General features: G+C 68.6%; 15 protein-coding genes and 1 pseudogene. 4 read left to right on the top strand and 12 right to left on the bottom strand.

Translation table 11 applies throughout. The features are described 5' to 3' along the window. Positions 1-30: 30 nt before the first annotated feature. Positions 31-1,302, bottom strand: coding sequence for an FAD-binding oxidoreductase (locus H7F30_RS03705; protein WP_255464947.1), 1,272 nt, complete (start codon positions 1,300-1,302; stop codon positions 31-33). Between the two features lie 233 nt (positions 1,303-1,535). Here H7F30_RS03705 and H7F30_RS03700 point away from each other — a divergent pair, with 233 nt between their 5' ends. Next, positions 1,536-1,757, top strand: coding sequence for a hypothetical protein (locus H7F30_RS03700; RefSeq protein ID WP_187036791.1), 222 nt, complete (start codon positions 1,536-1,538; stop codon positions 1,755-1,757). Positions 1,758-1,785: 28 nt separating this feature from the next. Here H7F30_RS03700 and asnB read toward each other — a convergent pair whose 3' ends face one another. The 4 genes from asnB to H7F30_RS03680 form a co-directional block, all read right to left on the bottom strand. Beyond that, the gene (asnB, locus tag H7F30_RS03695) at positions 1,786-3,288 is read right to left on the bottom strand and encodes an asparagine synthase (glutamine-hydrolyzing) (protein WP_187036789.1); all 1,503 of its coding nucleotides are present in this window, start codon (positions 3,286-3,288) and stop codon (positions 1,786-1,788) included. A gap of 136 nt (positions 3,289-3,424) precedes the next feature. Continuing rightward, a complete protein-coding gene (locus tag H7F30_RS03690) occupies positions 3,425-3,736 on the bottom strand; it encodes a putative quinol monooxygenase (protein ID WP_047310908.1) in 312 nt (103 codons plus the stop codon). A gap of 7 nt (positions 3,737-3,743) precedes the next feature. Next, positions 3,744-4,292 carry a type 1 glutamine amidotransferase domain-containing protein gene (locus H7F30_RS03685; RefSeq protein WP_187036787.1) on the bottom strand — a complete coding sequence of 183 codons (549 nt, stop codon included), beginning with the start codon at positions 4,290-4,292 and terminating at the stop codon, positions 3,744-3,746. 483 nt (positions 4,293-4,775) lie between these two features. Beyond that, the gene (locus H7F30_RS03680; RefSeq protein WP_187036785.1) at positions 4,776-7,454 is read right to left on the bottom strand and encodes an excinuclease ABC subunit UvrA; all 2,679 of its coding nucleotides are present in this window, start codon (positions 7,452-7,454) and stop codon (positions 4,776-4,778) included. A gap of 225 nt (positions 7,455-7,679) precedes the next feature. Here H7F30_RS03680 and H7F30_RS03675 point away from each other — a divergent pair, with 225 nt between their 5' ends. Continuing rightward, on the top strand, positions 7,680-8,873 hold the full coding sequence (locus H7F30_RS03675) for an alcohol dehydrogenase catalytic domain-containing protein (RefSeq protein ID WP_047311246.1): 1,194 nt from the start codon (positions 7,680-7,682) through the stop codon (positions 8,871-8,873). 579 nt (positions 8,874-9,452) lie between these two features. On the opposite strand, the pseudogene H7F30_RS03670 reads toward H7F30_RS03675, so the two are convergent. Continuing rightward, positions 9,453-9,743, bottom strand: a pseudogene (locus tag H7F30_RS03670) (3-hexulose-6-phosphate synthase); the annotation flags it as partial. A gap of 124 nt (positions 9,744-9,867) precedes the next feature. After that, on the bottom strand, positions 9,868-10,329 hold the full coding sequence (locus H7F30_RS03665) for a phage tail protein (protein WP_187036783.1): 462 nt from the start codon (positions 10,327-10,329) through the stop codon (positions 9,868-9,870). Positions 10,330-10,443: 114 nt separating this feature from the next. Here H7F30_RS03665 and H7F30_RS03660 point away from each other — a divergent pair, with 114 nt between their 5' ends. After that, positions 10,444-11,613, top strand: coding sequence for a magnesium and cobalt transport protein CorA (locus tag H7F30_RS03660; protein WP_082128684.1), 1,170 nt, complete (start codon positions 10,444-10,446; stop codon positions 11,611-11,613). A 40-nt stretch (positions 11,614-11,653) separates the two neighbouring features. Continuing rightward, on the top strand, positions 11,654-12,085 hold the full coding sequence (locus tag H7F30_RS03655; protein WP_047310904.1) for a pyrimidine dimer DNA glycosylase/endonuclease V: 432 nt from the start codon (positions 11,654-11,656) through the stop codon (positions 12,083-12,085). A 97-nt stretch (positions 12,086-12,182) separates the two neighbouring features. On the opposite strand, the gene H7F30_RS03650 is transcribed toward H7F30_RS03655, so the two are convergent. The 5 genes from H7F30_RS03650 to H7F30_RS03630 form a co-directional block, all read right to left on the bottom strand. After that, positions 12,183-12,557 (bottom strand): ectoine synthase, encoded by a 375-nt coding sequence (locus H7F30_RS03650; protein WP_118913605.1) that lies wholly within the window; start codon positions 12,555-12,557, stop codon positions 12,183-12,185. Between the two features lie 178 nt (positions 12,558-12,735). Beyond that, positions 12,736-13,371, bottom strand: a complete 636-nt coding sequence (locus tag H7F30_RS03645; RefSeq protein WP_187036781.1) for a maleylpyruvate isomerase family mycothiol-dependent enzyme — start codon at positions 13,369-13,371, stop codon at positions 12,736-12,738. 97 nt (positions 13,372-13,468) lie between these two features. Next, a complete protein-coding gene (putP, locus tag H7F30_RS03640; RefSeq protein WP_047310901.1) occupies positions 13,469-15,007 on the bottom strand; it encodes a sodium/proline symporter PutP in 1,539 nt (512 codons plus the stop codon). A gap of 132 nt (positions 15,008-15,139) precedes the next feature. Then, on the bottom strand, positions 15,140-15,802 hold the full coding sequence (locus H7F30_RS03635) for a HEAT repeat domain-containing protein (RefSeq protein ID WP_222617844.1): 663 nt from the start codon (positions 15,800-15,802) through the stop codon (positions 15,140-15,142). 106 nt (positions 15,803-15,908) lie between these two features. Next, positions 15,909-17,543, bottom strand: coding sequence for a nuclease-related domain-containing DEAD/DEAH box helicase (locus H7F30_RS03630; RefSeq protein ID WP_187036779.1), 1,635 nt, complete (start codon positions 17,541-17,543; stop codon positions 15,909-15,911). Positions 17,544-17,614 lie beyond the last annotated feature (71 nt).

The raw sequence follows: 17,614 nt of genomic DNA, 5'->3' as shown, positions 1-17,614 counted from the left end.
CCGTTTTTCGCGTTCGGCTGTCCGGAGTGGTCAGCGCAGCGGGTCGAGCGGACGCAGTTCGTCGGCAACGCGTCCGGTGACGATCTGTTCGGCGAGAAGTTCGCCTGAGAGCGGGCCGAGCGTGATACCCCACATGCCGTGCCCGCCGTTGACGTAGATGCCCGGCACCCGGGTCGCTCCGACAAGCGGCAGGCCGTCGAGCGGCACGGGCCGGTTGCCGCACCACAGGTCGTCGCGCGCCTCCCAGTCGACGCCGGTGAGCAGGTCGCGGCCACTGCGGGCTATGGCGTCGGCGCGGCCCACGTGGAGCGGGTCGTCCGTGTCGCAGAACTCCATCGTGCCGCCGACACGCAGGCCGTCGTCGATCGGCGTGCACGCGATGCGCTCGTACGGGAAGTAGATGGGGTGAGCGACCGGGCGAGCTGCCGGGTCGGTGATGGGCAGCTTGAAGCTGTACCCGCGTCCGGCGCGCACGGGAACCTTCACACCGAAGCCCGCCGTCAGCTCCGGGAGCCACGCGCCCGTGGCGACCACAACGACGTCAGCAGTGAACGGCTCACCCGCGGTCAGGTCGACGCGCACGCCTTCGCGCACGTGCTGGAAAGCGCGCACGTTGGCGCCCGTGATGACACGCCCGCCACGGGCGGTGACGGCGTCCGCCACAGCTTGGGCGTACTCGCCGGGGTTGATGAAGCGCTGCCCGCGAATGCTCACCGCGCGCTGCACGTGCTCGCTGATGATCGGCACCGTGCGGCGCAGGACGTCAGGGCTCGTCTCTTCCGTCTCGAGGTCGAGCCCGGCGCCGCGGATCATGTCGAACTCGTGCTCGAGGCCCGCGGCGTCATCCGGGTTCTTGAAGGCGGCGACGATCGGCGCCTCGTGCGAGGTCGCCTGCACACCACCGCGTTCGAGGGTGTCGTAGGCGCCGATGGCGCGCTGGTTGAGTGGCACGAAGGCGGCCATCGTCCGCTTCCACTGACCCGTCGTGCATCGGCGCGCGAAGCCGAGGAGAAAGCGAGCGAGCGACGGATCCGGCTTGAACGGGACGTAGAGCGGCGAGTCTGGATCAAGCAGCGACTTGAGGCCGTAGTTGAGCACCGACGGGTCGGAAAGCGGCACACACAGGCCCGGGGAGATCCAGCCGGCGTTGCCCCACGAACTGCCGGCGGCCACCCCGGAGCGATCGAGGACGGTGACCTCGACACCGTGTTCCTGAAGGTGCCACGCCGTGGCCAGGCCCACCATGCCAGCGCCGACGACGACGGCGCTCTCGACCGGTCGGTGTGCGGATTCCGTTGCCAACTGAGCCAACTCCCCTTGTTGTCGAAGCTGTTGGTTGACGCCTCACGGGTGTGTGTGCGTGACGTCCGGAGGTCACTCGCGTGCTCGAGCGACCTCTTCAGGCCATGGTGCCGCCCACGGAGCACCTACCGTTCAGTACGGAGGGATCGGGTGGCTTCCACCGCAGGATCGAACCCCGCAGGGTGGGGCGCTCGCCGGTGTTACGCCGCCATCGGCGTGCCACCATGACGAGCATGCGCAGACCGACCGGGCCGACCGGACGCAAGCCGGATTCCGTCTGGATCGTCCAGCACGACGAGTCCCCTCACAACACAGTGCTCGGGGTTTTCGCCACCGCGGACGAGGCGGACGCGTACTCCGACGAGGTCCTCGTGGACTACCCGAACGGGGTCATCATCACCGAGTTCCTTATCGGGTATCGCTACACCGACGCCGCAGTCCGCTACTCACGGTGAGTCGGGGCTTCGCACCACGCGCCACGCGTCACGCCGTCGCGAACCGGCCCAGGACGTGCGAGTTCACTCCGGCGAGGCGCGTCGCGAACATCCGCTGGTAAGCGAGTTCTTCGCGGGTACGCGGCGCAGGCAGGCCGGCGACGCGTTCGTCGGCCCAGTCGTCCTCGCGCACGAGGTGGGCCGCGCGTTCGGTCATGACGTCAGCGGTGCCACTGCCGTCACCGAACTGCTCCTTGGGCCGCCACAGCAGATCCTCGGGGAGCCAGCCGGTGAACGCCTCGCGCAGGAGCGCCTTCTCCTGGCCGAGCTCTCCGGGCAGGCGCCACTCGATCGGAATGCGGCCCGCGAGGTTGACGAGGTCGCGGTCGAGGAAGGGCACGCGCGCTTCGAGGCCGTGCGCCATCGACACGCGGTCGCAGCGCTGGAGGTTGAGGTTGTGCAGGCCGCTGATGCCGCGACGCAGTTCGTCGGCGAGGTCGTGGGCCTCGTCGATGTCGCGGTAGTGCGCGTAGCCGGCGAACAGTTCGTCGGCGCCCTCGCCGGTGAGCACGACCTTGACGGTCTCGGCGGTCGTCTCCGCGAGGAGGTAGTTGGGCACGGCGCTGCGCACGAGGGACGGCTCGTAGGACTCGATCGACGTGACGACTTCGGGCAGGACGGCCACCACTTCGTCGGCGTCGTAGATGCGCTCGTGGTGGGTGAGGCCGAGGTGCTCGGCGACGCGGCGTGCGGCCGCGAGGTCGGAGCTGCCCGCCGTGCCCGCGGCGAACGAGTGAATCGGGCCGGGCACGTCATCGGCGTAGCGCGCCATGATGGCTGCGACGAGGCTCGAGTCGAGGCCGCCGGAGAGGAAGACGCCGACCGGGACGTCCGCCATCATGCGGCGGCGCACTGCGGTGACGAGGGTGTCGCGGATGGCGGTGCGGGCCTCGTCCTTCGACGCGACGAACTCGCCGCCGATGTGGAGTTCACGGAAGCGCACGAGGCCTTCGTCGGGCGTCCAGCGGAAGCCGGGTGGGAAGTCCTCGACGGCGCCGCGCATCGACTCGGGGAACGCCGCGAGTTCGGAGGCGAAGTAGACCGCGCCGCCGAAGTGCGCCCAGTAGAGCGGCTTGACGCCGAGCGGGTCGCGGACGGCGATGACGCGCCCGTCGGGGTGCGCGACGACGAAGGCGTACATGCCGCGCAGGGCCGCGAGCGCCTCCAGGTCACCGTCGACGGCGGCCGCGAGGGCGGCCTCGGAGTCGGAGTCCGTGGCGTCGCGGCGGAAGTGCAGGCCCTCGACCTTGCGCAGTTCGCGGTGGTTGTAGATCTCGCCGTTCACGACGGCCCAGAAGCCGTCGGCCGGGCCGAGCGGCTGGTCTCCGTCCGCGAGGTCGACGATGGAGAGGCGCACGTGGCCCAGCCAGATGGAGCCGGCGAGGTGTTCGCCGACGCCGTCGGGGCCGCGGTGGCGGATGCGGGCCAGCATCTCGCGCCCGATCTGTTCGTTCGGACCGGTTGGGTCATGGATCGCCACGATGCCGCACATACTCCGTGAGTCTAGGCAGCCGCGGGCTGCCCGGCGCCGCGTTGCGGTGGGTCGCCCAAGGTGGCCCGGGCGACTGGTGCAGAAATAGCGATCTGGCCGCGATATCGCGGCCAGATCGTTAATCGACGCTGATGCTCTAGGCGGTCTCGCCGGGCAGCTTGTACGCGATCACGTCGACGTTCTGGATGCTCGGCTCGGTGCTGAACAGATCAGCTCCCTGCGCAGCGAGTGCCTGACCGACGCCACCCGAGAGGTGGGTCTGGCGGGCCTCGTCGTCGGGGAACACGTCGAAGATCCCGAAGGTCGATGCGTCGAACTGCAGGGCGAACCAGGCCTGCGTCCCCTCCTCCTGCTCGACGATGGGGCGGGCGCTGCGGAGGAAGTCCGCGACGTCCTGCTCCTTCCCCGGCTTGGCGTGAACGACGACCGACAATGCAACGTTGACCATGTTTTCCTCACTTCTCCTGGCTGAACAGCTCGACCATCGCGGCGTTGAAGGCCGGGAGATCCTCGGGCGAGCGGCTGGTGATCAGGTTCCCGTCGCGCGCCACCTCTTCGTCGACGACGTTCGCTCCGGCATTGCGCAGGTCGGTGCGGATGCTCGGGTACGAGGTCAGCGTCCGACCCTTCGCGACACCGGCCTCGACCAGCGTCCACGGTCCGTGGCAGATCGCGGCGACCGGCTTGTCGGCGACCATGATGTCGCGCACGAATCCGACGGCGTCGGCGTCCATGCGCAGCTGATCGGGGTTGACTGTGCCGCCGGGAAGCAGCAGGGCGTCGTACTCGTCGGCCGAGGCGGACTTCACCAGGGCGTCGACCGAGGACGTTCCGGCCTCGTCCAGGTCATTCTCGCGGGCCTTGATCTCGCCATCGTGCAGCGAGAGCAGCACGGTCGTGGCCCCGGCGTCCTGAAGCGCCTGTCGCGGCTGCTCGAGCTCCACGCGCTCGACGCCGTCCGCGGCCAGGATCGCGATCCGCTTGCCATGCAATTCGTCTGCCATGTTCTGCTCCGTTCTGCGAGAGATGACGGCTCGCCCGTGGGGGCGAGCCGCACGCCGTCCGTACCGGGCGGCGTGGTTCGGGTGCAGGACGACTCGGGTGCAGTCGTCGTTGCGCTCATCGAGGTACCGGCAGGTGGTGGCTGCCGATTCTCGGGCCGGGTGGTGGGGGACGGAGAAGAACCTTCGGCCCGGAGGTCGTCGCTGACGTTCCGCCATCGAGGGTGGGGCTTCTTCACCGGGGCCTGGCCGAATGTGAGCGTCTGGCCCGTCAGCCAGTGTAGACCTCGTACGTCAGCGACGGGGCGCCCGTGGCCATCTCATCCGGGACGCCGGGACGCCGGGACGTCGGGGCACGAGGACGTCGACGACGCCGCAGGACGTCCGTTCAGCGTCGTTCGAGGGTCGCCGATCAGGCGACGCAGCCTGTTCGTCCGATGCGCTCCCTGCGACGAGGTCATCGACCCCGTCGCAGCCGTCCGACGCTCACGTCCGGGAGGCGGCCTCCCGGAGCGCGGCCTCAAGGTACGGTGCCGACGCACCGGCTCCGGACGAGGCGACCTGCGCGGGCGTGCCTGAGGCGACCACCGTGCCGCCATCGTCCCCCGCCCCGGGCCCGAGGTCGATGACGTGGTCCGCCACGGCGACGATGCGCATGTCGAGCTCGACCGCGACGACGGTGTTGCCTGCGTCCACGAGGGCCTGGAGATGCGTCACGAGCCGATCGGAATCGGCGCTGTGCAGCCCGGACGTCGGCTCGTCGAGGACGTAGAGGGTGTCCCCGCGCTGGGATCGTTGGAGCTCGGAGGCGAGCTTCACCCGCTGCGCCTCACCTCCGGACAACTCGGTGGCCGGCTGTCCGAGACGGAGATACCCGAGGCCGACGTCGACCAGCGCCGCGAGCGACCGCATGATGTCGAACTCGCCGTGGAAGAAGTCGTGGGCCTCCTCGACGCTCATGGCGAGGATCTCCGCGATGTTGCGGCCGCGCCAGGCGATCTCCAACGTGCTGGACTGGTAGCGGGTGCCGTGGCAGTCGGGGCACTCGGTGTAGACCGAGGGGAGGAAGAGCAGCTCCACCATGACGGATCCCTCGCCCTTGCAGGTCGGGCAGCGACCGCCGGTGACGTTGAAGGAGAACGTGCCCGCTTTGTACCCGCGAGCGCGAGCCTCGGGCGTCTCCGCGAACCTCCGCCGCACGTGGTCGAACAGGCCCGTGTAGGTGGCGACGTTCGAGCGCGGGGTGCGCCCGATGGGCTTCTGGTCGATGCTCACGACGCGGCGCACCCCGTCGACGTCGCCGCGGATCTCTCCCTCAAGCTCGTCGGGCTCGTCCGACAGCAGGAGCTCGTCCCCTTCGGCGGCGTCAGCGTCCTCCGCCTGGTCAGCTCGTCCATGCCGTTCGTCGAGCAGCGCGGGGAGGGCCTGGCTGACCAGGCTGGACTTGCCTGATCCCGACACTCCGGTGACGGCGGTGAACACCCCGAGCGGGAAGGAGATCGACACGTCGCGCAGGTTGTTGCGCGTGACGTGCTCGAGCTTCAGCCATCCCTGCGGCTCGCGAGGCGTCCGGTGGGGCAGGCCACTGCCCCCGAAGACGTATCCGCGGGTGACGGACTCCTCCACCTCGGCGAGCCCTTCGTAGGGCCCGCTGTAGACGACGCGGCCGCCGCGCTCACCCGCGCCGGGCCCGATGTCGACCAGCCAGTCGGCGTGCCGCATCACGTCCACCGAATGCTCCACCACGAACAGGCTGTTGCCCCGGCGCTTGAGCCCGTCGAGGATGCCGAGCAGCGCGTTGACGTCCTGCGGATGAAGCCCAGCGGACGGCTCATCGAGCACATAGACCACACCGAACAGCTCGGAGGTCAGCTGGGTCGCGAGTCGCAGTCGCTGCAGCTCCCCGCCGGAGAGCGTGGGTGTGGTGCGGTCCAAGGACAGGTACCCCAGACCGAGATCGATGATCGGCCGCAGTCTGTTGACGAGTTCCGCGCCCAATCGCGCTGTCGCTGCCAGCTTCTCGACCGAGCGGTCAGGCGCCGGGATCACGCCGTCGGCGGCCGCGGGCGCTGATCCCGCGGAGTCGGCCCGCTGCCCGGCGTCGCGTCGGGCAGCCCGGCCACCGGTGCTGCCCGCCGAATCGGCCCTGTCGAGAGCGCTGGTGGCCCGTTCGACCGCCCGGTCGATCAGCGTCGAGAGCTCCGCGAGGGGCAGAGCGGAGAGATCGGCGATGTCGAGGCCGTCGAACGTCACGGACAGGGCCTCCGGCTTCAGCCGCTTCCCATGGCAGGCAGGGCAGGGAGCAACCGTGAGGAACTGCGCCACGCGCCGTTTCATCGATTCGCTCTTGGTGTTCGCGAACGTGTCCAGGACGTACCGACGAGCTCCGACGAAGGTGCCCGAGTAGCTCGGTTCCACGCCTGCCGCGGTCGCGGCCTGCGCCTCGGAGAGCGTGAGCCGCGAGTGGACCGGGACGTACGGCGTCTCGTCCGTGTAGAGGATCCAGTCCCGATCCTCCTTCGGCAGGTCCTTCCAGGGCACATCGACGTCGTAGCCGAGCGCGACGAGCACATCGCGCAGCTGATGACCGTGCCAGGCCGTCGGCCAGGAGGCGATGGCCCGCTCGCGGATCGTCAGTGAGGGGTCCGGCACCATCGTGTCCTCGGTGACCTCGTACACCCGGCCGATGCCGTGGCACTCCGGGCATGCGCCCTGCACGGTGTTGGCGGAGAAGTCCTCGGCGTAGAGCATCGGCTGGTCATCGGGGTAGTGGCCGGCCCGGGAGTAGAGCATGCGCACCAGTGACGAGAGCGTGGTGATGCTGCCTACTGAGGACCGCGCGCTGCGGCCCCCGCGCTGCTGCTGAAGAGCGACGGCCGGCGGCATGCCCGTGATGGAATCGACGTCCGGGACGCCTGCCTGGTCGATGAGGCGACGGGCGTAGGGGGCGACGGACTCGAGATAACGGCGCTGGGACTCCGCGAACAGGGTTCCGAACGCCAGAGACGACTTCCCCGAGCCGGAGACCCCGGTGAACACCACCAGTGCGTCGCGGGGCACCGTGAGGTCGATGTCCTGGAGGTTGTGCTCGCGTGCGCCGAGAACCTGCACGTCGGGTTGAACAGGTGTGGAGTCCGACGGTGCGGACCTGCGCGCTTCGACCATGCCGGCGACACTAGCAACGCGTTCCACCCATCGGTCGGAGCACGGCCCCGTCCTCCACGGCCCACCTGCCCGTGGCGCCTGTCGCCGCAGCGGCGGCAGGCGCCAGGGTGGAGCACGGGGCTCCGTCTGTCCTATGCTCGAAACGAGCCGAGGTCGCGGACGACGGGCATCCAAATGACCGTGGCACTTCCGCGACCGGGCCATCCCCAACTGGAGGAGAACGTCATGGCAAGCAGCAACCGCGCCGTCGTGTTCCAGAACGTCAAGGACATGCGCGTCGAGACCCTCGACTTCCCGAAGCTCGAGATGCCGAACGGGAGGAGCGCCCCGCACGGCGTCATCCTCAAGATCGTCGCCACCAACATCTGCGGCTCCGACCTGCACATCTACCGCGGTTCCTTCCCCGTACCCCAGGGCATGGTGATGGGGCACGAGATGACCGGCGAGGTCGTTGAGATCGGCTCCGACGTCGAATTCCTCTCCGAGGGCGACCTGGTCTCGGTTCCCTTCAACGTCGCCTGCGGCCGATGCCGCAACTGTCGTGCCCGCCACACCGAGGTGTGCGAGACCGTGAACCCCGACGTGTCCTGCGGCGCCTACGGGTTCAACCTGGGCGACTTCCAGGGTGGGCAGGCGGAGTACCTGTTCGTCCCCTACGCCGACTTCCAGCTGCTCCGCTTCCCGGACAAGGACCAGGCCATGGAGAAGATCCGTGACCTCGCCCTGCTCTCGGACATCCTGCCCACCGCGTTCCACGGCCTCATGGAAGCCGGGGCGAAGCCCGGCTCGACCGTCTACATCGCCGGCGCCGGACCTGTGGGACGCTGTGGCGCCGCAGCAGCCCGCCTCCTGGGCGCTTCCTGCATCATCGTCGGTGACTACCACCAGGACCGGCTGGACCTGATGAAGAACAACGGCTGCGAGACCATCGACCTCAACCAGGACGTGCCGCTGACCGATCAGATCGAGGCCATCCTCGGCGAACCCATGGTGGACTGCGCCGTCGACTACGTCGGCAACGAAGCCCACGGGATCGGCAGTGAGGCCAAGGACATGAGCCCCGCACACGCCATCAACCAGGTCATGGACGCCACCCGCGCAGGCGGTGCCACCGGCATCGTCGGCGTCTACGGCCCCGACCCGCTGGCCTCGTCCAAGGCCGAGCAGGAGGGCACCTACCCGCTCGACTTCGGCAAGGCGTGGATCAAGTCGCCTCGGATCTCCGGCGGCCAGGCCCCGATCATGCACTACAACCGTGAGCTGATGATGTCGATCCTGTGGGACCGCATGCCCTACCTCAGCGACATGCTCAACACCAAGGTCATCAGCCTCGACGAGGCCCCCGACGCCTACGCGAAGTTCGATACCGGTGTCTCGGAGAAGTTCATCATCGATCCCCACGGCATGATCCCCGCCTGATCCCGGGCCGTCATGCACCCGGCACGCGATCGTCGCTCCAGCGGCGGTCGCGGGCCGGCTCTGTGCACGGATCCTTCGCCGATCCCGTCCTGGACGATGCCCGGGGCGGGCCTGGCCGGTGGGGCCAGCATGCCGGAGCTTCAGCGGCGGTGACGAGTGCGTAGAGGGTGTGATCGGGGAAGACGGGGGCAGGTCGCTGCAACGCTCCTGACGCCCCTCACCCCCCGATTCGGATCGCATCGCGGGGCGAGGGGGGACGATCACTGGTGCCAGGGCCGTCGGCTCGGGCACGTCGCGGAGGGACCGGTGTCACCGGCGCCGGTCCTGGCGGGCAGCTCCAGCGGGGGTGTCACGCGGACGAGCGCCGGTCCACCACGGGTCCGGCGCGGAGAAGGTCCGAGGGGACCGCAGCGACATCGCCCACGGCGGGGCCGTCGGGATGCGCCGCGGCGCCGCCCGGCACATCACGATCACCATGACGCGGATCGAGCGCTTCTGCGTCCACCGCACCCGGTGGGAGGGGAAAGGGTCCGGGCGTGCCGTCACCTGCCCCTCACCACGGGATGCGGTGGGCGGTGGTCACCTGATGGCGGAGCGGATGGCGGCGGCCGCGCCGGCGACGTCCGATGCGCTGTAGATGGCGCTGCCCGCGACGGCCACGTCTGCCCCCGCCCGCTGGACGGCCTCGACGGAGTCCGCGCTGACGCCGCCGGCGACGGAGAACGAAACTCCGGCGGCCGCGCCGGCGGCGAGCAGGGCGTCGAGGCTGTAGCCGTCCTCCGCCTGCTCATCGAGGCCGGCGTGCATCTCCACGAAGACGGCGCAGAGGGCGACGACCTCTCGGGCCCGTGCGGCCTTGTCGGACACGCCCCAGCAGCAGTTCGTCCTCTCGAGCGGAGGCAAGACGAAGCACTGACGTGCGGTGAGTGTCTACGTTTGCTGCGGTTGGTGACGGCGGAACGTCACCAACCGCAGCAAACGTGGACAGCTGGGATCAGTACTCGCCCTTGATGACGAAGTACGACCCGCGGATCTCGCCGGCCAGCTTCGACTTCTGGCGCGCGAACTTGAAGCTCGAGAGCTCCTCGGGCACCTCCATGCCCTGGCTGAGCTTGAACCCGACGGCGCGCTTTCCGCCGTCCTCACGCGTGTAGAGCACTTTGATCGACAGACCCGACTCGTAGAACACGTGCACCCATGTGATGCCGTCGACGTCGTTCTCACTCACCTCGAGCGCGGGCGACGCGATGACGATGTCGCGCTCCTCCTTGAGGATGCGCGTCACCCATTCCAGCAGTTCTGTTGCGTCCGAAGCCTTCTCGACGACGAACGTCGTCTTGTACTTCGTGTTGACGTAGCGCGCCTCGTTGGCGCGCAGCCCCGCGAGTGCCTCGGCGACGGGCGACGACTCGAGCCCCTCGGTCGACACCTCGACGAAATCGACGACCTGACCCACACCCACTCCTCGCGTAGTTCCAATTGCGCCGAGGGTACCCACCCCGCCTTCCGCGCCACCGACGACGCGCAGCGCCGAGAACTCGAACGTTGGGCGCGCACTACGATTCACCTCATGCCCACTTGGCGAGGAAAGCCGATCACCGCGGGGCCGCTCGCCGTCCTGCGCACGGAGCAGACCGGCACGCCCCTGCGCACCGAACGCGACAACACGCCCTTCGAACCCGTACGTGACGAAGACGAGCGTCCGCCCGAGTCGACGATCGTGCAGAGCACCATCTACGACGACGGCTACACGCTCGCGGAGCCGGCCTCGATCCGCGAGACCTTCGAGCATCTGCGCAAGCCCGACCGGCGCGGCAACCCCGTCGCCTGGATCGGCATGACGCACCCCACCGCACGCCAGGTCCAGACCGTCGCGGAGATCTTCGACCTGCACCCTCTCGCCGTCGAGGACGCGATCGTCGCGCACCAGCGGCCGAAGGCGGAACGCTACGGCGGCGCCCTCTTCGTCGTCCTGCGCCCCGCCACCTACGACGACACGTCGGAAACCGTGAAGTTCGGCGAGGTGCACGCCTTCATCGGGCCCGACTTCGTCATCACCGTCCGCCACACCGCGCAGCCCGAGCTCGGTGCCGTGCGTCAGCGCTTCGAGAAGAACCGGCACCTTCTCGCGGCCGGCCCGCAGGCGATTCTCTACGGCCTGCTCGACTTCGTCGTCGACGGTTACGCGCCGGTGCTCTCCGGGCTCGAGAACGACATCGACGAGATCGAGACGCAGGTTTTCGAGTCCGATCCCAACGTGTCGCGCCGCATCTATGAGCTCTCGCAGGAGGTCATGGAGCTGCAGCGCGCCGTGAAGCCGCTGCACCGCGTGCTTGCCGGCCTCGAGCGCGGCGCAGAGCAGTACGGCACCGACCCCGAGATCATCGCGCTCATGCGTGACGTCCACGACCACGTCACGAGCGTCATCGAACGTTCCGACGGCTTCCGCCAATCGCTCTCGGAGATCCTGCAGCTCAACGCGATCCTCGTCGCGCAGGTGCAGAACGACGACATGAAGCGGCTCGCCGAGGTGGCCAACACGCAGGCCGACGAAGTGAAGAAGGCCTCGTCATGGGCCGCCATCCTCTTCGCACCGACGATCGTCGCCGGCATCTACGGCATGAACTTCGACAAGATGCCAGAACTCCATTGGTTCTTCGGCTACCCGTTCGCGCTGCTGCTCATGGCGACCGTTTCGACCGTCATGTGGCTCATGTTCAAGCGCAAGGACTGGCTGTGACGCCCGCGTCGCCGCGGCTCACCTGGCGGCAGGAGTAGCCGTGCGCCTGTGGAGCCTGCACCCCTCCCAGCTCGATCGTCGCGCGCTCGTGGCCGGTTGGCGCGAGGCGCTGCTCGCGCAGAAGGTGCTCGCCGGTGGAACGCGCGGATACACGCATCACCCTCAGCTGCAACGGTTTCGGGCGACCGACGACCCGCTCGTCGCCATCGCGACCTACCTGCACGCCCTCGCCGACGACGCCGATGCCCGCGGCTATTCGTTCGACCGTTCCCGCGTGTCACGCCCCGCCGATGAGGGCCTCCGCCTGAGCGTCACCGCCGGCCAACTCGACTACGAGTGGCAGCACCTGCGCGCGAAGGTCGAGACTCGCGACCCGGAGTGGTTCGAGGCGGTCGTCGTCACCGCGCGCCCAAAACCGCACCCGCTGTTCGACGTCGTGCCCGGCGACGTCGAGCCCTGGGAAGTTCGCTGACGCCGAACGAGAACGAGCACCGCACCCGCGCGGCTGCGCGGCGGTGAGGTGCTCGCCCTCGTCAGCGAACGCCGAGTCCGACGTCCGCTGGCTCCGATCAGTAGGAGCTGAACCCGTCAGGGCTGAGCGTGTGCTTCTCGTTGCCGGTGATCGGCGGGTTGAAGATGCTGAGCAGTTCCATGTCCTCGTGCTCGGAGGCCCGCAGGTAGTGCGGGTCGTGGTTGTCGAGGACGTAGACCGTGCCCGGCGTGATCTCGTAGACGTTGCCGTTCGTGTCCTCGACGTTGCCCGAACCCGAGATGCAGTAACAGGATTCGAGGTGGTTGCGGTACTCGAGCTTCGACTCGGTGCCTGCACGCACGAGGGTGCGGGCGATCGCGTAGCCCATCTTGTCGCCCTCGGTGACGAGGCGGTGGCTCGTGCCACTTCCCCACTCGACGGCTTCGACTTCTTCCATGGAGCGCGTGAACATTCATTCCTCCTCGGGTCGTCAGCCCCGCAGGAAATCAAGCTCTCGCGCAAGCCGCTTCGGCGCGCTGGCAGGGCCGGTGAAAGTTCGTGCTCGCGTTCCACCATGCCAAGCTCGGCGGCAGAACCCCAGCCGATTGGCAATATTGGTTGACGTTTGGCATGATGCCCCTTCGCCTTCGTCAGGCTGTCGCGCGGCCCAACTCCACGAGGCGCGCAACACCCGCACCACTCAACCCCTCCGTGCGAGGTGCCCGGCCCGTCGCCACCATGAGCAGGTCGAGCGCAGAGCCTTCGACGACCGGCCCGTCGCCAGCGGAGAAGTCTGCGTCCGTGGCGACCAACCGAACGTCACCCAACAACTCCTTGGCCCCGTCGAAGCGCTGCGGGGTATGCAGTTGATAGTCCAGCGCGTCGAGAACGGACGCGACGGGATAGTCACGCTCGATACCCAAAGGGCGTCGGATGTCCTCTCCGTGCGCGATCTCCTCGACGAGGCGGCTCGCCTTCGGCGCGGGCGGTCCGGAACGCCGGGAGGCGACGTCACGCAACCTCTGGAGCGTCTCCTCCGGCGACGAACCCTTCGCAGCAGCGACGCCGTTCGCGTTCTGCCGGTCGAAGTCGAACCGCGCCTTGGCCATGGCGACGACCAGCCGCAGCGGGGTCGTCCTCGCATTGTCGACGAGGTGAGCCGCCACGTCGTGGATCGTCCACCCGGCCGCGAGCGACGGCTGCTCCCAGGCCTGCGCGGGCAGACCTGCGAGGTCGGCGATGAGCGCCCGACGCTCGTCATGGACACGACTCCAGATGTCACTCATGCGAGCAACCTACCGGCTGACTCCGACATCCCCGTTGACGCCGATGGGCGCGCAACCCGATGCAGGTTGCGCGCCGATCGATTCGTAACGGAACGGGTCAGGCCTTGGCGGCCAGTTCCTCGTCCGTACGCGGCGAGCGGTGCAGACGCAGCATCTCGTCGTAGGTGTCGGTGACCTCCTTGGACGGCGCCGGCGTCACGAGCGAGACGACGATGGCCGCGAGCAGGCCGAGGAGGAAGCCCGGCACCATCTCGTAGAGGTGCTGGTCGCCGAACAGGCCCCACTTGGTGTCGAGCTCGAACTTGCCCCAGACGAAGGAGACGACCGCACCCGTCACGAGGCCCGCGAGGGCGCCCTGACGATTGAGGCGGCGCCAGAACAGCGACAGCAGAACGAGAGGACCGAACGCCGAACCGAAGCCGGCCCACGCGAACGCGACGAGCTCGAGGATCGAGTCGTTGCGCTGCATCGCGAGCAGCATCGCGACGACGGCAACGATGCCTACGCCGGCGCGACCGGCCCACAGCTGCTGGTTCGCCGTCATCGGACGGCTCTGACGGATGCCGGCAAGGTCCTCGACGAGCGCGGAACTCGTGACGACGAGCTGGCTCGAGATCGTCGACATGATGGCGGCGAGCACGGCGGCGAGCAGGAAGCCCGCGACGGCCGGGTGGAACACCTGCTGGGCGAGGTCGAGGAAGACGGTCTCACCCTTCTTCGTGTCGGTGAGGTGCGCGTCCTTGTGCTTCTGGAAGTATGCGAGGCCCGCGAGCGCCGTGAAGATCGCGCCGAGGACGCACAGGAGCATCCAGCCGATACCGATGACGGTGCCGACCTTGGCGTCCTTCGAGCTGCGCAGCGCCATGAAGCGCACGATGATGTGCGGCTGACCGAAGTAGCCGAGGCCCCACGCGAGCGACGAGACGACACCGATGAAGGTGGCGGACGCCGTCAGGGAGGTGAACTCGGGCTTGATCTGGCTGACGGTGTCGAACATCTCGCCCGGGCCCCCGACAGCGAACATCGCGATGAGCGGAACGAGGATGAGCGACGCGAGCATGATGAGGCCCTGCACCATGTCGGTGTAGGTGGCGCCGAGGAAGCCGCCGAACAGGGTGTACGCGAGCGTCACGCCGGCGACGAGGAACATGCCGAGCATGTAGTTGCCACCGAACGTCGACTCGAAGTACGTGCCGCCGGCGACCATGCCGGAAGCCACGTAGAACGTGAAGAAAACGAGCGTGACGAGGCCCGCGGCGACGCGCAGGGCGCGGCTACGGTCGTCCACACGATTCTCGAAGAAGCTCGGGATGGTGATGGAGTTCTTCGCCAGAGCCGTGTACTCACGAAGGCGCGGGGCGATGAACAGCCAGTTGACGGCCGCACCGATGAGCAGGCCGATGGCGATCCACGACTCGACGAGGCCGCTCATGTAGAGCGCGCCCGGCAGGCCCATGAGGAGCCAGCCGGACATGTCCGAGGCTCCGGCGGACATGGCCGCGGTGAACGGCCCGAGGCGACGGCCGCCGAGCATGTAGTCGTCACCGTCGTTGGTGCGGCGGAAGGCGAACAGGCCGATGGCCAGCATCGCGCCGAAATAGATCGTCAGCGCGATGATTTTGTACGTGGTGTCCATGGGGATCTCTCATGAGGCAGAAACGAACTCTCACAGAGAACCAGGCGTCATGGCGCAGATCACACTTCACACGCCCGAAAGGGCGAATCGTTATAAGCCCGTTGGGTGAGCCTATGCGCCTCGAGGGGTGAATCAGCCCGTCGCGCCGCCCATGGCGATGATGCGTTTGGCCTCCTCGAGGGCCCCGGCGAAGGCGAGGTCGGGGCGCGTGCGCATCAGTTCCGTGGCGCGGGCGTGCTCCGCGACGGCGGACTCAGGGCTTTTCATGGCGGCTTGAACGGGCGTGACGGCAGGCTCGCCGAGGCCGAGCAACGCGACGCTCAGGGCCATGCGGACGCCGTCGTCACCGCGGCCGAGTTCCTTGACGAGCTCGTCGGCGAGGGCGCTCACCTCGTCGTCGGGCACGAGGGCAGCCGCGGCGCGCCAGGCGGTGCGGGCGAGGTCGTCGTCGGGGTCGTGGAGGAGGTCGGCGGTGATCCACGGCCAGGCACGGCGGTCGCCGATCTTCGACAGGGTGTGGACGGCCTGGGTGCGCGCGAAGAGGTTCTTCGACGTGAGTTCACGCTGCAGGCGCGGCAGGACGTCGTCGGCCGGCAGGCGCGTGAGCGCCCAGGAGAGGTTCTCGCGGACGAAGAAGTCGGGTTCGACTCCGCACCGGCGCACGAGGGGCTCGACGAGGCTCGGATGCGGGTGGGTGCCCGCCGCGAGGGCTGCGCGCAGTCGCAGCGACTCGTCCTGCGACTCGAGCGCCCGGGCGATGCTGGCGGCGTAATCGTGCTCTTCGGCTGAACTCACGCGACCCAGTAGACACGAACGCGGCCGACGATCCCACCGGCGAGTGACGCAGAAACGTCAGGTTGTGCACGAAATATCACGCACAACCTGACACTTTCGCGATCAATCAGCCGCACCCGAGCCGCGCCGCGACGCCTGGGCCGCCGATCTCGGCGATGACGTCCGGGTCGCCGACGACGATGAGCTGCTCCGTTGCACGTGACATGCCGACGTAAAGGCGTTCGCGGGCGCGTTCCTGGCCGACCTTCTCGTTGACGCACAGGATGACGACGCGACGCTCGAGCCCCTTGCAGCCGAGCACGTGGCCGTAGAAGACGTCGTCGCCGTCCCAGAACGAACGCCAATACCCTTCCTGGCCGAGCGATTCCTGCTGTTCGACCTGGACGGGGTGGCGCCGACCGGTGGTGAGCAACGCGATGTCGGTCGCCTCCCAACCGTCCTCGAAGAGGCTGTCGACGACGTCGTCCGCGGCATTGATCGCCTCGTCCGACGTGCACCGGACGAGTTCCACGTCGGGCCCGGAGTCGCCGCCGGCGTACATGCGCGCCGGCGCGAGGGGACGGAACGCCTCGGCGATCTGTTTGGTGTTGCGTAGGTTGCGGTCAAGAACGAGTGGAACGAGCGCCATCGGCGGGCGACCGAAGCGATCGAAGACTCGCTGGTTCTCGTCGGAGTAGACGTAGAGGCCGCCCTGGTCGGGGTCGCGTAGGAGCGCGACGACGGGCTGCCACCACAGGTCGGCGAAGTCCTGCGCCTCGTCGACGACGAAGGAGTCGAACCTCTTACCGTCGGGCAACTCGGCGGCCTTTGCGGCGATCTGTTCCGGCAGCTCGCGCTCCCAGAAGTCGGGGTTGTCGCGAGCGCCGAACTCCTCGATACCGCAGTAGCGTCCGAGCTCCTCGAAGGTGCCGACGAACGCGGGACGCTGGCGTCGCGGCCAGGTCTCCGTGAGCCGCTTGAAGTGGGCGGCGAGGCCGATCGAGTAACAGACGAGGGCGACGCGCTGCGCGGGCGATTCGGCGCTGCCGCGCGCGAGTTCGCGCGCTTGGGCGAGGGCGAGCACGGTCTTGCCACTACCGGCACCACCCCGAACTTCGACGCGGTTGAGCAGGCGCGTCACCTTGAGCAGAGTGGCCTGCTCGGCGGTGAGTCGTTCGGCGCGCGCTTCGTGTTCGGCGGCGAGGGCGACGACGTCACGCACGGGAAGGCTGCGTCCCGCGAGGATCTCGCGGAGGAGGTCACACTGCGCCGCGCTCGGCACGGCCAGGTCGCCCTTGCGCGCGGCTGCTTCGAGCCGAGCGGGGAGGTCGTCCATGTCTCGGCGGCCGTGGACGGCCCAGCGCGGGCTCTCAGGGGCGGCGAAGTCGTCGGCGAAGTCGGTGTACGGAGCGGTGAGCGCCTTCGTCCAGCGCACGCGGCCGCCGGACCACCGCGGGTCCTCCTCGACATAGCGCCGCAGTTCGTAGAGGCCGTCGGAGACCTGGCCCATGGGATCGATGCTGCGTGTCTGCCCACCGGAGGTGAGCCACCAGCCACCGTCCTCGTAGTAGACGCTGCCGCCCTTGACTTCGGCAACGACGATGCCCGCGTCTGGGATGAGGACGACGAGATCGACCTCGTGGTCGCGCCGCTCCGTCATGAGGCGCACGTTGGCGACGACCTGCCAGTCGGGCGGCATCGCATCGGTCAACGTCTGCCAGACGTGGCGTTCGGATTCGGTGGTGAACGTCGGCGTCGTCATCGTCACCTCGGGCGTCGTCGGGGCGGACGCCCGGCACGGCGCGTCCCGACAACCAGTCTCACCGACGCGCT

This window comes from Dermacoccus sp. PAMC28757, assembly GCF_014302635.1.
GTDB classification, from domain to species: domain Bacteria; phylum Actinomycetota; class Actinomycetes; order Actinomycetales; family Dermatophilaceae; genus Dermacoccus; species Dermacoccus abyssi.
This window is presented reverse-complemented; position numbering and strand designations above follow the sequence as displayed.

Coding starts and splice junctions, on each gene's coding strand:
- H7F30_RS03690 (WP_047310908.1), bottom strand. CDS start 3,736: ATGGTCAACGTTGCATTGTCGGTCGTCGTTCACGCCAAGCCGGGGAAG.
- H7F30_RS03675 (WP_047311246.1), top strand. CDS start 7,680: ATGGCAAGCAGCAACCGCGCCGTCGTGTTCCAGAACGTCAAGGACATG.
- putP (WP_047310901.1), bottom strand. CDS start 15,007: ATGGACACCACGTACAAAATCATCGCGCTGACGATCTATTTCGGCGCG.
- H7F30_RS03650 (WP_118913605.1), bottom strand. CDS start 12,557: ATGTTCACGCGCTCCATGGAAGAAGTCGAAGCCGTCGAGTGGGGAAGT.
- H7F30_RS03645 (WP_187036781.1), bottom strand. CDS start 13,371: ATGAGTGACATCTGGAGTCGTGTCCATGACGAGCGTCGGGCGCTCATC.
- H7F30_RS03660 (WP_082128684.1), top strand. CDS start 10,444: ATGCCCACTTGGCGAGGAAAGCCGATCACCGCGGGGCCGCTCGCCGTC.
- H7F30_RS03630 (WP_187036779.1), bottom strand. CDS start 17,543: ATGACGACGCCGACGTTCACCACCGAATCCGAACGCCACGTCTGGCAG.
- H7F30_RS03685 (WP_187036787.1), bottom strand. CDS start 4,292: ATGGCAGACGAATTGCATGGCAAGCGGATCGCGATCCTGGCCGCGGAC.
- H7F30_RS03680 (WP_187036785.1), bottom strand. CDS start 7,454: ATGGTCGAAGCGCGCAGGTCCGCACCGTCGGACTCCACACCTGTTCAA.
- asnB (WP_187036789.1), bottom strand. CDS start 3,288: ATGTGCGGCATCGTGGCGATCCATGACCCAACCGGTCCGAACGAACAG.
- H7F30_RS03700 (WP_187036791.1), top strand. CDS start 1,536: ATGCGCAGACCGACCGGGCCGACCGGACGCAAGCCGGATTCCGTCTGG.